The organism is Nonomuraea sp. NPDC004702 (assembly GCF_053601695.1).
The window spans coordinates 38,761-52,963 of sequence record NZ_JBSGCE010000063.1; the positions used below are offsets into that span (position 1 = coordinate 38,761).

The window sequence follows — 14,203 nt, forward strand, 5'->3', positions numbered from 1 at the left end:
CTCATGCCTCCGAAGAAGAAGATCGCGGCGCTCGTCAAGGTCCAGCTCCCCGCTGGCCAGGCCACGCCCGCTCCGCCGGTCGGTACCGCCCTCGGTCCCCACGGCGTCAACATCATGGACTTCGTCAAGCAGTACAACGCTGCCACGGAGTCCCAGCGGGGCAACATCATCCCCGTTGAGATCACCATTTTCGAGGACCGCAGCTTCACCTTCATCACGAAGACGCCCCCGGCGCCTGAGCTGATCAAGAAGGCCCTGGGTCTCGACAAGGGCAGCGCCGTCCCCCACAAGGACAAGGTCGGCCGGCTGACGCGCGAGCAGCTGCGCAGCATCGCCGAGACCAAGATGCCCGACCTCAACGCCAACGACGTCGAGGCTGCAGAGAAGATCATCGCCGGCACCGCCCGGTCGATGGGCATCACGATCGCCGACTAAGACCTTTCCCAGATCCGTGGGAGGGCCGGGTCCCGGCCCGCGTACCACAAGGAGACAGACATGAAGCGCAGCAAGGCGCACAAGGACGCGGCGGCCAAGGTCGACCGCGACAAGCTCTACACGCCCGCCGACGCCGCGAAGCTGGCCAAGGAGACGTCGACCACCAAGTTCGACGCCACCGTGGAAGTGGCGCTGCGGCTGGGTGTCGACCCTCGCAAGGCCGACCAGATCGTGCGCGGCACGGTCAACCTCCCGCACGGCACCGGTAAGACCGCCCGGGTCCTGGTCTTCGCGACCGGTGACCGTGCCGAGGCAGCCCGCGAGGCGGGCGCCGACATCGTCGGCGCCGACGAGCTGATCGACGAGATCGCCAAGGGCAACCGGCTCAACGAGTTCGACGCCGTGGTCGCCACCCCTGACCTCATGGGCAAGGTCGGCCGTCTGGGCCGCGTGCTCGGCCCGCGCGGTCTCATGCCCAACCCCAAGACCGGCACCGTGACGCCCGACGTCGCCAAGGCCGTGACGGAGATCAAGGGCGGCAAGATCGAGTTCCGCACCGACCGGCAGGCCAACCTGCACTTCATCATCGGCAAGACGTCGTTCCCCGAGCGTCAGCTCATCGAGAACTACGCCGCCGCCCTTGACGAGGTGCTGCGTCTCAAGCCGTCGGCAGCCAAGGGGCGTTACCTGAAGAAGGTCACCTTCTCCACCACCATGGGCCCCGGCGTCCCCGTCGACCCCAACCTCACCCGTGGCCTGACCGCCGAGCTCGACGCGTAACGGCCGCACGTTCTTCGAAAGGCCCCCGCCTGTCTCAGGCGGGGGCCTTTCGCTTTGTCCGGGTGCCACCGGGCACCGGGCCTCGCTTTGTCCGGGTGCCGCCGGACATCGGGCCTCGCTTTGTCCCGGTGCCGCCGGGCACTGGGGCGGAGCCGTTTCGTCCGGGTTTTTCGGCCCGGATGATCTCTCCAGGTGAGCGGGGTTGTGCAGAAATCGTGCACAGCCTGTGGGGGAGAACCCTGGGTTTTCCCCGATTTATGCGGGGAAGTCGCCACGATGGGACAAGCCAACCGTAGGGTCAAAACATGCTGAAGCGCAGGATAAGTCTCGCCACCGCCGTGGCCGGAGCTGCTCTCATCGCGGCCTCGGTCGCCGGGTGCGGTACGAACGTGCAGCCCATCCAGGTCAACCTGGCCGCCTCAGAGGTGCTTGCGCAGGCCGCGCAGAAGACCGCAGAGGTCACCAGCTACACGGTGGACGCCGTCGCGAACGTGACGCACCCCCAAGAGGGCAACGGCAAGGTGCAGGGCCGCATGCTCTACCAGAGCAAGCCCCAGCTCGCCGTCGACCTGACCCTCGACACCGTCGACATGGGCGGCCGGAACCTGCCGGGCGGCGTGCGCGCCGTCCTCCAGGGCGACACCGTCTATGTGAAGGTCGAGGCGCTCAAGCAGCTCGTCGGCGCCACCAAGCCGTGGATCAAGGTCGCGCTCAACGAAGTGGGCGACCAGAACCAGGTCAACCAGTACCTCAGCCAGATCCAGCAGTTCGACCTCGCCAACGTGACCAAGCTGGTCACCGTGTCCAAGGACGTGAAGCAGGTCGGCACCGAGAGCGTCAACGGCGCGGACACCACCCACTACAGCGGCACGTTCCCCGTGGACGCCGCCGTCGGTCAGCTGCCCGCCGACAAGCAGCAGCAGGCCAGGACGAACCTCGCCGAGCTCAAGGACGTCAAGTTCGACATCTGGGTGGCCGGCGACGGCCTGCCCCGCAAGCTCACCCTGAACGGCTCCAAGGAGGGCGCGACGCTGGACGCCACCCTGCTGTTCAAGGGCTTCAACGAGCCCGTGAAGGTGGAGGCCCCGCCCGCGGACCAGGTCGGCGAGCTGCCGAAGACGACCGTCAACTGAGAACCGATTTGGAAACTCGGCGACCAGCACGTACTCTGGTCGTTGCCGAAGACCGCCGGTCGTCGTCAGGTGCATCAGTCCTGGCGACCGAAGGATCCACGTTCTGTGGACGGCCCGCGCAGGTGTGATGCGAGTTTCCCATATGGTGCAGTTCCATATGTGAGCCCCGTGCGCCCCTGCGCCCGGGGCTGTTCTCATTTCCAGGGGCCTTCGCCGGCGGCACACCTGGAAGGAGGCCCATGGCGAGGGCGGATAAGGCGACAGCCGTTGCCGAGCTCAAGAGCGAGTTCGAAGGCAGCAGCGCCGCCGTTCTGACCGAGTACCGCGGTCTCACCGTCGCTCAGCTCAAGCAGCTGCGCGTTGCTCTTGGTGAGAATGCGAAGTTCGCCGTGGCGAAGAACACCCTGACCAAGATCGCGGCCAACGAAGCCGGTCTGTCGTTCCCCGACGACCTGCTCACGGGCCCGACCGCGATCGCCTTCGTCAACGGCGACGTTGTCGAGGCGGCCAAGGGTCTGCGTGACTTCGCCAAGGCCAATCCCCTTCTGGTGATCAAGGGTGGTGTGCTCGACGGTAAGACGCTCGACGCCACCGAGATCACCAAGCTCGCCGACCTCGAGTCCCGCGAGGTCCTCCTCGCTAAGCTCGCCGGTGCTCTCAAGGCGAAGCAGAGCGCTGCCGCCGCGGTTTTCGCCGCGCTGCCCACGCAGATGGCTCAGCTGGCCGACGCCCTTCGTGCCAAGCGCGAAGAAGCGGGCGAGTAACACGGGGGTTGCCGCAACTTCCGCGGTCCCGTTCCTAGTTTTCTGCAAGTCCTAAACGTAAGGAAAAGCATCATGGCGAAGCTCAGCAACGACGAGCTGCTCGACGCGTTCAAGGAGATGACCCTCCTCGAGCTGTCCGAGTTCGTGAAGAACTTCGAAGAGGTCTTCGACGTCAAGGCCGCCGCCCCCGTCGCGGTCGCCGCCGCCCCCGCCGCCGGTGGCGGTGGCGAGGCCGCCGCCGTTGAGGAGCAGGACGAGTTCGACGTCATCCTCGAGGCTGCCGGCGACAAGAAGATCCAGGTCATCAAGGAGATCCGCGCCCTCACGTCCCTGGGCCTCAAGGAGGCCAAGGACCTGGTGGACGGCGCTCCCAAGCCGGTCTTCGACGGCAAGGTCAACAAGGAGCAGGCGGAGAAGGCCAAGGCTGCCCTCGAGGGCGCCGGCGCCACCGTGACCGTGAAGTAACTTCCCACTTCACACAGCTCTTCGGAAGAGGCGGACACACCCTGGTGCCGGGTGTGACCGCCTCTTTTCGCATGTAACGGGACATTCTCCTCCGCGTCTCATCGCCCGGCCCACCGGCGGCGGCATCGCGGTTCTCTACCTCACCCCGAAGTGATCCCGTGGGCGGCCTCGCGGACCTTGGCGATGGCGCTCGCGTCCATGAAGTCCTTGCAGTGGACGATCCGGCCATCCCTGACCCGCAGCATCAGCAGCCCCGGGACGACGATCGCCCGCTCACCCACCTTGACGTGCGCGTTCTGCTCGACGACCACCACCTCGGGATCGTCCGTACGGTGCAACGCGACCCGCTCCACCTCCTGCGGCACGGCGGGGGAGGCGCCCCAGGACGCCCGGTACCCCGCCCGCACCGCCTCCCGCCCCTCGTACGGCGGCAGCCCGCCGAACGGGAACTCGTGCCTGCCGTCCTCCGCGTACAGGTCGGCCAGTTCGTCGGCCGACTTGCGCAGCATCGCGCCGTGGAAGGCGCCGACGATCTCCTCGACGGTCATGGCCACAACCCCTCACATCTCGCTCAACACTCGTTGACTCAACGAGCGTAGAGCGAATCCGGGCGAACGGTCAACACAGGTAGAGTCGGACCGTGAGCGAGCGAGTGCTTCCCCGTGCCGAACGGCGGCGCAGAACCGAGGGAAGGATCCTCGACGCGGCCAGGGCGCTGTTCGCCGAAGTCGGCTACGAGCGCGCCACCATCAGGGCGGTCGCGAAGTCCGCCGAGGTCGACCCGGCCCTGGTCATGCAGTACTTCGGCAACAAGCAGGAGCTCTTCAGGGCCGCCGTGCGCGCCACGCCCGCCCCCGAGGCCGCCGCCACCCCCGAGGAGCTGGTCGAGCACCTGCTCGGCACCCTCGACGTGAAGATGGGCGAGCTGCCCCAGGGCTCGCTGGCGATGATGCGTTCGATGCTCACCCACCCCGAGGCGGGCACGGCGGCCCGCGAGGCGCTCGCCCGGCAGGTCGACAGGCTCGCCGCCTCGATCCCCGGCGAGGACGCCCGCCTGCGCGCGGCCCTGATGACCACGATCCTGCTCGGCGTGACCGTCGGCCACCAGCTGCTCGAACTGCCTGAGCTGCGCGACGCCCCGCCGGAGCGCATCGCCCGGCTGCTGCGCCCGAGCCTGCGCGCCCTTACCGGACCCGACAGCGCCGAGTAACAAGTTATTGGAACCGGTTCCAATTCCTCGGAACGCCGCCACCGCGAGTCCATCCTGGAAGTAAAGTGTGCGGCACGTTATCCCCTGAGTGCTCCCTGTGATCGGGAAGGTGGCCAGTGGGCGTCGAGGTCGTGGTCGAGGGGTTGACCAAGTCGTTCGGTCGGCAGGTCATCTGGGAGGATGTCTCGCTCACGCTGCCCGCGGGTGAGATCTCGGTGCTGCTCGGCCCGTCGGGCACCGGCAAGTCCGTCTTCCTCAAGACGCTGGTCGGCCTGCTGCGTCCCGATCGCGGTCACATCTGGATCGACGGCCACGACCTGGCGAGCTGCCCCGAACGCCAGCTCTACGAGCTGCGCCGGCTGTTCGGCGTGCTGTTCCAGGACGGCGCCCTGTTCGGCTCGCTCAACCTCTACGACAACATCGCCTTCCCGCTGCGCGAGCACACCAGGAAGACCGAGGCCGAGATCCACCGGATCGTGATGGACAAGATCGACCTGGTCGGGCTGGTCGGCGCCGAGGGCAAGCTGCCCGGCGAGATCTCCGGCGGCATGCGCAAACGCGCCGGGCTGGCCAGGGCGCTGGTGCTCGACCCCGAGATCATCCTGTTCGACGAGCCTGACTCCGGCCTCGACCCGGTCCGCACCGCCTTCCTCAACCAGACGATCGTCGACATCAACGCCGACATCGAGGCCACGTTCCTGATCGTCACCCACGACATCAACACCGCCCGCACGGTCCCCGACAACATCGGGCTGCTGTTCCGCCGCGAGCTGGTCATGTTCGGGCCGCGCGAGATGCTGCTGTCCAGCGACGAGCCGGTGGTGCGGCAGTTCCTCAACGCCCGCAGGCACGGCCCGATCGGCATGTCGGAGGAGAAGGACGTCTCCGAGCTGGAGGCCGAGGCCCGGATGGGCCACGACCCCGGCGGGCTGCCGCCGATCCCGCCGCAGCTCATGCCGAGCGGCAACGTGCTGCGCCGTTCGCAGCAGCCGCCCGGCCGGTGGCTGGCGGCCCACGGCGTGATCCCGCCGCAGGGCTCGTTCGTGGACGAACGCGGCCGCAACTGGCTGGAGGAGTACCCCAGGCTGATCGACGCCCACGCGGACGGCGTCGCCTAGATCATGAATCCGACCGAGAAACACCTCCTCGCGACCCATGACGGTGACGGCATGCGTTCGATCGGCCGCACATGGTGACGGCGGAGGTCGGGCGGTTCGTCGCCATGTCGCTCGACACCGCCAGGGCCGCCGCGCGACGGCCGTTCCAGGTGCGCGAGCTCGTCCGGCAGGCGTGGTTCATCGTCAGCGTGAGCGCCCTGCCCACCGCCCTGGTCGCCATCCCCTTCGGGGCCGTGCTCGCCATGCAGACCGGCAACCTGATCCGCCAGTTCGGCGCCCAGTCCTTCACCGGGGCCACCGCCGTGCTCGGCATCGTCCGCGAGGCGGGCCCGGTGGTGACCGCGCTGATGATCGCGGGCGCGGCCGGCAGCGCGATCTGCGCCGACCTCGGCGCCCGCCGGATCAGGAACGAGATCGACGCCATGGAGGTGCTCGCCGTGGACCCCCTCCACCGGCTCGTCGTGCCCAGGGTCGCCGCGTGCGCGCTGGTCGCGCCGCTGCTCAACGGCCTGGTCGTCACGGTCGGGCTGGTCGCCGGCTACCTGTTCAACGTGGTCGTCCAGGGCGGCTCGCCCGGCGCGTACCTGCAGTCGTTCAACGCCCTGGCCGAGGTCTCCGACCTGTGGGTGTCGGAGGGCAAGGCGCTGGTCTTCGGGGTCACGACGGGGCTCGTCGCCGCGTACAAGGGGCTGGGCGCGGCGGGCGGGCCCAAGGGCGTGGGGGAGGCGGTCAACCAGGCCGTGGTGTTCGCCGCCCTGCTGCTGTTCGCCGAGAACTTCCTGATCAGCGCGGTCTACAACGAGCTGGCGCGGTCATGAGGGCGCTCGACCGGCAGGGCGAGTTCTACGCCAGGGCGATCAGGGCCCTCCCGGCCGGCGCGCGCCACCGGCGCGAGGTGCTCAGGCTGCTGGCCGAGGTCGGGCTGGGCAGCGGCGGCCTGGCGGTGATCGGCGGCACGATGACGATCGTCGCCTTCATGACCTTCTTCACCGGCACCGAGGTCGGCCTGCAGGGCTACACCGGCCTCGACCGCATCGGCGGCTCGGCCTTCACCGGCTTCCTGTCCAGCTACGTCAACACCCGCGAGATCGCCCCGCTGGTGTCCGCCATCGGCCTGTCGGCCACCGTGGGCTGCGGATTCACCGCCCAGCTCGGCGCGATGCGGGTCGGCGAGGAGGTCGACGCGCTGGAGGTCATGGCGGTCCCCCCGGTGCCGTTCCTGGTCACCACGCGGCTGATCGCCGGCTTCGCCGCCGTCATGCCCCTGTACGTGCTCGGCCTGCTCGCCTCCTACCTCGCCACCCGCCTGATCGTGACCGTGCTGCACGACCAGTCCACGGGCACCTACGACCACTACTTCGAGCTGTTCCTGTCGCCCTACGACGTGTTGTGGTCCTTCGGCAAGGCGATGGTCTTCGCCGTCCTGGTGATCCTCATCCACTGCTACCACGGCTTCCACGCCACCGGCGGGCCGGCCGGGGTCGGCGTGGCGGTCGGGCGGGCCGTGCGCGCGGTGCTGGTGACGGTCAACGTCGCCAACCTCCTGCTCGGCCTGGCCATCTGGGGCACGACCACGACGGTGAGGCTGGCCGGATGAGACACGGCGCCGCACTCCTGGCGATCATCGCCGCCTTCACGGCCCTGACGCTGGCCGTCTACACGAAGGCGTTCTCCACCGCCCGGCACGTCACGCTGCTGCTGCCGGCCGCCGGGCTCCAGCTCGACCGCCGGGCCGACGTCAAGGTCAACGGGGTCGTGGTCGGCGAGGTGGCCGACCTGGCGCCCGCCGACCACGGCGCCCGCCTCATCCTGGCCCTCGACCACGACGTCGACCGCGCCTCCACCGCCGAGCTGCGCGCCAAGACCCTGTTCGGCGAGAAGTACGTCGCCCTGATCCCGCCCAGCTCGCCGCGCGGCCCGCTGCGCGACGGCGACGTGATCAGGTCATCGGCCGCCGCCGTCGAGATCACCGAGATCCTCGACCGCCTGCTGGCCCACCTGCGCGCCGTCCACCCCGAACGCCTGAACGCCGTCCTGAACGCCCTGGCCACCGCCCTGGACGGCCGCGGCGCCCGGCTCGGCACGACCCTGGACAGAACCGACGCCTACCTGCGCCGCCTCCAGCCCCACCTGCCGGCGCTGAAGCGGGACATCGCCAAGCTCGCCGACGTCACCGCCCGGTACGGCCAGGCCGCCCCCGACCTGCTGCGCACCCTCGCCAACAGCGCCGCGATCAGCCGCACCCTCACCGCCGCCCCCATCGGCCCGGCCGGCACGGCCGTCACCCGGGCCGCCACCGCCGCCGACCGCCTGCTGACCACGGACGAGCCGGGCATCGTCGGCCTGCCGCACGTCGTCCGCCCGGCCCTCGACGTGGCCGCCCATCACGCGCCCGTCATCCCGTGCGTGCTGCGCGGCCTGGACCGCCTCCGGCCGCTGCTGGACAACGCCTTCGGCCACGGCAGCGCGAAGGCGGTGCTGGAGATCGTCCGGCCGGCGCACCCGTACGAACCGGGCAAGGACACCCCGCGCTACGCCGACCGCAGGGGCCCGGCCTGCTACGGCCTGCCCGACCACGCGCCCGTGCCCTTCCCGGGGGTGCGCTTCGACGACGGCACGGCCGATCTGGCGAGGCTGATGCTGCGATGACCACGCTCGGGCCGGCGCTCAAGCTGGCCGTCTTCGCCCTCGTCACAGCCCTGTGCGTGGCCACCCTCGCGGTCACGATCTCGGGCGCCCGCTTCACCGCCGCGGTCGTCTACCACGCCCTGTTCACCGACGCCTCGGGGCTGCGCGAGGGCGACGAGGTGCGCATCGCCGGCGTGCGGGTCGGCCGGGTCGAGAGCGTCACGCTGGCGGGCGTCCAGGCCGAGGTCGCCTTCTCGGTACGGCGCGCCACCGCGCTGCCCCGCTCGGTCGTGGCCGCCGTCCGGTGGCGCAACCTCGTCGGCGACCGCTACCTGACGCTGTCCACCGGCGCCGGCGGCCCCGGCCTGCTGCCGCCCGGCGCCCGCGTGGCCGGCACCCGCCCGGCCCTCGACGTCACGGCCCTGTTCAACGGCTTCCGGCCGCTGCTCAACGCCATCCGCCCCCAGGACGTCAACAAGCTGAGCTGGCAGATCGTCCAGGTGCTCCAGGGCGAGGGCGGCACGGTCGAGGCCCTGCTCGGCCACATCGCCTCCCTCACCGGCACGCTCGCCGACCGCGACGCCGTGATCGGCCGCGTGATCACCAATCTCGGCACGGTGCTCGGCGAGATCGCCGGCCGGGAACACGACTACGACCGCCTGCTGATCGACCTGCGCGCCCTGATCGGCGGCCTGGCCGGCGACCGCGAGGCCATCGGCGACTCGCTGGCCACCCTCGACCGTCTCACCGCCGTCACCGGCGACCTCGTCCGCAGGGCCCGGCCCGACCTGCGGGCGAGCGTCCGGCACGCGGACGGGCTGCTCACGGCGCTCAACGCCAGGAGCGCCCTGGTCGAGGACACCCTCGCCCGCGCCCCCGACCGGCTCGGCCGGCTCGTCCGGGCCTCCTCCTACGGGTCCTGGTTCAACTTCTACCTCTGCTCACTCACGGTCAGGAGCGGCGGCGTGCGCACTCCGAAGATCGTCAACGGGAGCCCGCGATGCCACTGACCCCCTTCAGGAGACGCGACCCCGTGCCGCTGGGCGTCGGCGGCATCGTCGTGGCCCTCGCGCTGGTCGTGGCGGCCCTGGCGGTCGGCGGCCTGCCGCGCGGCAGCACGTACTCGGCCGCGTTCGCCGACTCGGCGGGCCTGCGCGAGCACGACGACGTGATGATCGCCGGGGTCAAGGTCGGGGAGGTCACCGGCGTCGATCTCGAAGGCGACCACGTCCGCGTCGATCTGCGGGTGGCCGACGACGTCCGGCTCGGCTCGCTGACCAGGGCGGACATCCGGATCAAGACCCTGCTCGGCGCCCACTTCGTCATGCTCGTCCCCGAGGGCGGCGGCCGGCTCCAGGGGCAGATCCCGCTGTCGCGCACGAGCGTCCCCTACGAGGTCGCGCCCGCCGTCGCCGACCTGGGCGCGGCTGCGGGACGCGTCGACGAGCGGGCCCTGGCCGCGGCCATGACCGTGTTGTCGCAGACCATGGAAGGCTCCTCGACGGAGATCCGGGCCTCCCTCCGGGGGCTCGGCAGGCTCTCGCGCACCATCGCCGCCCGCGACGCCCGCCTCCACGACCTGGTCGGCCACGCCCGTACCGTCACCGGCCTGCTGGCCCGCCGCAACGCCGACCTGCACGGCCTGGTCACCGACGGCGACCTGCTGCTGCGCGAGGTCTCCGCGCGGCGGGCGGTCGTCCACGGGCTGCTGGTCAACACGGTGGTGCTGGCCGGGCAGATCGACGGGCTGGTCGCCGACAACAGGACCACGTTGCGACCCGCGCTCGAACGGCTGCGCTCGTTCGTCGCCGTGCTGCGCCGCCAGGAGGAGAGCCTCGACCGGTCGCTGGCCCTGCTCGGGCCGTTCACCCGGCAGCTCGCCGACGCGACCGGCAACGGGCGCTGGTTCGACACGATCATCCAGAACCTGGTCCCGCTGCCCGCTTCGATCCGGCCGCCCGACCCCCTGCCGGAAGGACCCGTGCGATGAGAGGCCTGCTCGTCCTGGCGCTGCTGCTCGCGACCCTGGCCGGCTGCGGCTTCGAGGGGGTGGCCTCGCTGCCGCTGCCCGGCGGCGCCGACCTGGGCGCGCGGCCGTACGCGGTGACCATCCGGTTCGCCGACGCGCTGGACCTGGTGCCGCGCTCGCCGTGCAAGGTCGACGACGTCACCGTGGGCGAGGTCACCGGCGTGGAGCTGGGCGACGACTGGCGGGCCGACGTGGTCTGCCAGGTACGCGGCGACGTCGCCTTGCCCGACCGCACCTCGGCGGCGATCTCGCAGACGAGCCTGCTGGGGGAGAAGTTCGTCGAACTGCTGCCCGCCGGGGGCGGGCGGCTGAACGGCCCGATCCCGGTGGCCCGGACGAGCACGACCGCCGAGGTCGAGGAGGTGTTGTCGGCCGCCTCCCTGCTGGTCGACGGTGGCGGCCTCGACCAGCTCGCGACCGTCAACCGCGAGCTGGCCGACGTGCTCGACGGCCGCTCGGCCCGGCTGAAGGACCTGCTGCGCAGGCTCGGCGCGTTCGCCGCGGGGCTCGACGGCTCCAGGAAGCAGATCGTCCGGCTGATCGACGCCCTCGACGGCCTCACCGGCACCCTGGCCGCCCAGCGCGCCACGATCAGGGCCACCGCCACCGAGATCGGCCCGGCCGTCGCCCTGCTCAAGGGCCAGCGCGCGGGCCTGACCGCCATGCTCGCCGCCCTCGACCGGCTCGGCCGCACTGCCACCCGTGTCGTCGAGCGTTCCCAGGCCGACGCCCTCGCCGACCTCCGCCACCTGCGGGAGCTCCTGCTCAACCTCGACCGGGCGCGCGACAGCGTCGCGTCGGGGCTGGCGACCGCGATCACGTTCCCGTTCCCGGGGTCGGCCTCGTCCATGCTGCGCGGCGACTACGCCAACACCGACCTGACCGTCGACGCCTCGCCCGGCGCCACGCTGCGCAACCTGCTGGGCGGTGCGCGATGACCGTCAGGCTGCTGGCGTTCGCGCTGATCGGGGTGGTGGCGGTGGCGTACACGCTGGTCAGGTACGCCCGGGTGGGCGCAGACCTGTTCGACCCCGCCTACCGGGTCACGGTCGAGCTGGCCGACGCGGGCGGGCTGTTCGACGGCTCGGAGGTGACCTACCGAGGGGTGCCGATCGGCCGGGTGGAGTCGCTGGCGGTGGCGGGCGACGGCGCGCGGGCCGTGGTCAGGCTCGGGTCCGGCGACCCCGTCCCGGCACGCGGCCTATTGGCGGTGGTGGCCAACCGGTCGGGGGTGGGGGAGCAGTACCTGGACCTGCGGCCCGCCGGGGGCGCGGGGCCGTACCTGCGGGAGGGGGACGTGATCGACCGCGCGCACACGCGGCTGCCGGTTCCCACGTCCAGGCTGCTCGGCGACACCGACCGCCTGCTGGCCGCGATCGACCCGCGCGACCTGGAGACGGTCGTGACCGAGCTGGACAAGGGGCTCGGCGGCAACGGGCCGGCCCTGCGACGGCTGGCCGACGCGGGCGAGAAGCTGCTCGGACAGGCCGAGAGCGTCCTTCCCGAGACGGTCGCGGTCCTGCACGACGGGGAGACCGTGCTCGACGCTCAGCGGGCCTCTGGGAGCCATCTGAAGGCATTCGCCGGGAATCTGGCGAGCTTGACCGATTCGCTCCGCGACGGTCGCGGCGACCTCGCCCACGTGATCGGCCGCACCCCGCGCGCGGCCGAGCAGCTCGAACGCCTGACCGACGGCGTCGCGCCTCACCTGCGCCCGCTCCTGACCCACCTGGTGATCGGCGGCCGGACGGTCTCCGCCCGGGTCACCGCCCTCCGGCAGCTCCTGATCGGCTACCCGGCCGCCGTCGCGGGCGCCTTCTCCGTGGTCGACCGGGACGGCCTGCACTTCGGCCTCGACCTCGACCTCAACGTCCCGAGGCCCTGCACCCGCGGCTACGAGCGCGTACGCAGGCGGCAGCCCCACGACGTCAGCACCCGGCCGCCCGACCCGGAGGCGTTCTGCAGGGAGCCGCGCGGCAGCGCGACCGGCGTGCGCGGTGCCCGCAACGCCCCGGCTCCCCAACCGCCTCCGTCGATTCCAGGGCTTCAGGACTGGCTCGCGGGTTATGATCCGGCGACCGGCCGGAAGGGGTGAGCACAGGTGGGAGCACTTCCCGCGCGCCCGGCACGCATCCTCGTGGCCGCCCTCAGCGTGACGCTGGCGGCGCTCGTCGCCGCCGGCGTGTGGATCTCCCTCCAGGCGCGTGACGCGCAGGCCCTGGCCGACGACCGGCAGGCCGCGCTGCTCGCGGCCGGCACCCACGCCAAGAACCTGGTCTCGCTCGACTACAGGACCGTCGACGCCGACGTGCAGCGCATCCTCGACACCTGCACGGGCGGGGCCAGAACCGGCTACCAGGCCATCGCGGGCAAGCTCAAGAGCACCACGGTCGCCAACAAGGTCGTCCAGCACGGCGTCCTGCGCGCGACCGGCCTGGTGTCGATGTCCGGCGGCACCGCGAAGGTGCTGGTGGTGGCCGACGCCGAGATCCGCTGGGACGGCTCCAAGAGCCCGCCCCAGGAGCGCTTCTACCGCTGGACGATGGACGTGACCAAGGCCGGCGGCGTGTGGCTGGTGTCGAAGGTGGTGCAGGTGGTGTGAGAACCGTCACTGTGGTGCTGCTCGGCGTCCTGGTGATCGTCGCGGGCGTGCTGGTGCCCAGGATGTGGTTCGACCTGCGTGACCTGCGGGGGGCCGAAGGGGCCGGGGCCGAGGCGATGGCGACGGCCCGCCAGGTCGCCCCCGACATGTTCTCCTACGACTACCGCTCGGTGGAGGCCGACCTGGCCAGGGCCGGGGCGTACACGACGGGCGAGCTGACCAGGCATTACAAGGAGCTCACCACGTCGCTGGTGTCCAAGGCCAAGGCCGAGAAGACCGTGCGCACCGCGGCCGTGGTGGACGCCGGCGTCGAGCGCGCCACGCCCGACAGGGTCGAGGTCCTGTTGTTCGTGAACATGGTTACGGTAAAAGTAGTGCCGAACCAGGACAGGCCCCAGCAACAGGTGACCCAGAACCGAGCCCGGTTCGTCATGGTCAGGCAAGACGGGCGATGGCTGGTCGAGGGGCTGTCCACGCTGCTGGGAACGGCTTGAGCCGCCGGGCGTGCCGCTACCTTCAATTGTTACCAAAAATCAGGTTTGGTGAAGCCCTTGATAGGGGTACTCCAGTCACAGCTACATCGGTGGTCGGCATGGGTTCGACCCCCGGGGTGACGGAGCGTTAACCGCCCACGATCGCGGGTATCGTCTTGGGCCTGGCGGTAGGCGCCCGATCACACTGGGGAGAAAACCCAGCGTCCGGGCCCCTAGGCGGCTAAAAGTCGGGCTCGCGGGCTTGACGTTTGCGGCTGAACGGGCGATGCTGCGACCAACGTGGAGCATGCAGCGAGAGCGAAGTGGACAGGCGTGTGCCGTTCGGCTACACTGCCCCTTTGCGCTGCCCTTTGACGACCCGTGATGCTTGCTCACGTTGCGAGGTTGTCTGGCGTGCGTGTAGTCAGTCCGCCGCGAGCCCTCGGAAGGACATCTGTTGGCAGCCTCGCGCAACGCCTCCGCCGTACCCGCTGGTCCCCGTCGCGTCTCTTTCGCGCGCATCCAGGAGCCCCTCGAAGTTCCTGATCTTCTCGCTCTGCAGACCG

General features: G+C 70.8%; 17 protein-coding genes. 16 read left to right on the plus strand and 1 reads right to left on the minus strand.

Annotated elements, in window-relative coordinates:
• The first annotated feature begins 3 nt into the window (after positions 1 to 3).
• The 5 genes from rplK to rplL all read left to right on the plus strand — a co-directional run bounded on the left by rplK (position 4) and on the right by rplL (position 3,577).
• On the plus strand, positions 4 to 435 hold the full coding sequence (rplK, locus tag ACWEJ6_RS43920) for a 50S ribosomal protein L11 (RefSeq protein ID WP_125642947.1): 432 nt from the start codon (positions 4 to 6) through the stop codon (positions 433 to 435).
• 60 nt (positions 436 to 495) lie between these two features.
• Positions 496 to 1,215 carry a 50S ribosomal protein L1 gene (gene rplA, locus ACWEJ6_RS43925; protein ID WP_352325431.1) on the plus strand — a complete coding sequence of 240 codons (720 nt, stop codon included), beginning with the start codon at positions 496 to 498 and terminating at the stop codon, positions 1,213 to 1,215.
• Between the two features lie 305 nt (positions 1,216 to 1,520).
• Positions 1,521 to 2,348, plus strand: a complete 828-nt coding sequence (locus ACWEJ6_RS43930) for a LolA-like protein (protein WP_352325430.1) — start codon at positions 1,521 to 1,523, stop codon at positions 2,346 to 2,348.
• A 239-nt stretch (positions 2,349 to 2,587) separates the two neighbouring features.
• Positions 2,588 to 3,112, plus strand: coding sequence for a 50S ribosomal protein L10 (gene rplJ / locus ACWEJ6_RS43935; protein WP_125642941.1), 525 nt, complete (start codon positions 2,588 to 2,590; stop codon positions 3,110 to 3,112).
• Positions 3,113 to 3,184: 72 nt separating this feature from the next.
• Positions 3,185 to 3,577 (plus strand): 50S ribosomal protein L7/L12, encoded by a 393-nt coding sequence (rplL, locus tag ACWEJ6_RS43940; protein ID WP_357967396.1) that lies wholly within the window; start codon positions 3,185 to 3,187, stop codon positions 3,575 to 3,577.
• Between the two features lie 140 nt (positions 3,578 to 3,717).
• On the opposite strand, the gene ACWEJ6_RS43945 is transcribed toward rplL, so the two are convergent.
• Positions 3,718 to 4,125 (minus strand): nuclear transport factor 2 family protein, encoded by a 408-nt coding sequence (locus tag ACWEJ6_RS43945; protein ID WP_452431403.1) that lies wholly within the window; start codon positions 4,123 to 4,125, stop codon positions 3,718 to 3,720.
• A 92-nt stretch (positions 4,126 to 4,217) separates the two neighbouring features.
• On the opposite strand from ACWEJ6_RS43945, the gene ACWEJ6_RS43950 reads away from it, so the two are divergent.
• The 11 genes from ACWEJ6_RS43950 (at position 4,218) to ACWEJ6_RS44000 (ending at position 13,658) form a co-directional block, all read left to right on the plus strand.
• Positions 4,218 to 4,787 carry a TetR/AcrR family transcriptional regulator gene (locus tag ACWEJ6_RS43950; protein WP_452431404.1) on the plus strand — a complete coding sequence of 190 codons (570 nt, stop codon included), beginning with the start codon at positions 4,218 to 4,220 and terminating at the stop codon, positions 4,785 to 4,787.
• Positions 4,788 to 4,903: 116 nt separating this feature from the next.
• Positions 4,904 to 5,905 carry an ABC transporter ATP-binding protein gene (locus ACWEJ6_RS43955; protein WP_452431405.1) on the plus strand — a complete coding sequence of 334 codons (1,002 nt, stop codon included), beginning with the start codon at positions 4,904 to 4,906 and terminating at the stop codon, positions 5,903 to 5,905.
• Between the two features lie 71 nt (positions 5,906 to 5,976).
• Positions 5,977 to 6,723, plus strand: a complete 747-nt coding sequence (locus ACWEJ6_RS43960) for an MlaE family ABC transporter permease (protein ID WP_452431406.1) — start codon at positions 5,977 to 5,979, stop codon at positions 6,721 to 6,723.
• Positions 6,720 to 7,502, plus strand: a complete 783-nt coding sequence (locus ACWEJ6_RS43965) for an MlaE family ABC transporter permease (RefSeq protein ID WP_452431407.1) — start codon at positions 6,720 to 6,722, stop codon at positions 7,500 to 7,502. Before ACWEJ6_RS43960 ends, ACWEJ6_RS43965 begins: the two co-directional genes overlap by 4 nt.
• Positions 7,499 to 8,554: an MCE family protein gene (locus tag ACWEJ6_RS43970; RefSeq protein WP_452431408.1), complete on the plus strand. Its 1,056-nt coding sequence runs from the start codon at positions 7,499 to 7,501 to the stop codon at positions 8,552 to 8,554. Before ACWEJ6_RS43965 ends, ACWEJ6_RS43970 begins: the two co-directional genes overlap by 4 nt.
• Positions 8,551 to 9,543 carry an MCE family protein gene (locus ACWEJ6_RS43975; RefSeq protein ID WP_452431409.1) on the plus strand — a complete coding sequence of 331 codons (993 nt, stop codon included), beginning with the start codon at positions 8,551 to 8,553 and terminating at the stop codon, positions 9,541 to 9,543. Before ACWEJ6_RS43970 ends, ACWEJ6_RS43975 begins: the two co-directional genes overlap by 4 nt.
• The gene (locus ACWEJ6_RS43980) at positions 9,534 to 10,523 is read left to right on the plus strand and encodes an MCE family protein (protein WP_452431410.1); all 990 of its coding nucleotides are present in this window, start codon (positions 9,534 to 9,536) and stop codon (positions 10,521 to 10,523) included. Before ACWEJ6_RS43975 ends, ACWEJ6_RS43980 begins: the two co-directional genes overlap by 10 nt.
• The gene (locus tag ACWEJ6_RS43985; RefSeq protein WP_452431411.1) at positions 10,520 to 11,500 is read left to right on the plus strand and encodes an MCE family protein; all 981 of its coding nucleotides are present in this window, start codon (positions 10,520 to 10,522) and stop codon (positions 11,498 to 11,500) included. The genes ACWEJ6_RS43980 and ACWEJ6_RS43985 overlap by 4 nt, the downstream gene beginning before the upstream one ends.
• The gene (locus tag ACWEJ6_RS43990) at positions 11,497 to 12,657 is read left to right on the plus strand and encodes an MlaD family protein (protein ID WP_452431412.1); all 1,161 of its coding nucleotides are present in this window, start codon (positions 11,497 to 11,499) and stop codon (positions 12,655 to 12,657) included. The genes ACWEJ6_RS43985 and ACWEJ6_RS43990 overlap by 4 nt, the downstream gene beginning before the upstream one ends.
• Before the next feature lie 6 nt (positions 12,658 to 12,663).
• Positions 12,664 to 13,164, plus strand: a complete 501-nt coding sequence (locus ACWEJ6_RS43995) for a hypothetical protein (protein WP_358289098.1) — start codon at positions 12,664 to 12,666, stop codon at positions 13,162 to 13,164.
• A complete protein-coding gene (locus ACWEJ6_RS44000; RefSeq protein ID WP_352325416.1) occupies positions 13,161 to 13,658 on the plus strand; it encodes a hypothetical protein in 498 nt (165 codons plus the stop codon). Before ACWEJ6_RS43995 ends, ACWEJ6_RS44000 begins: the two co-directional genes overlap by 4 nt.
• The last annotated feature ends 545 nt before the right edge of the window (positions 13,659 to 14,203 follow it).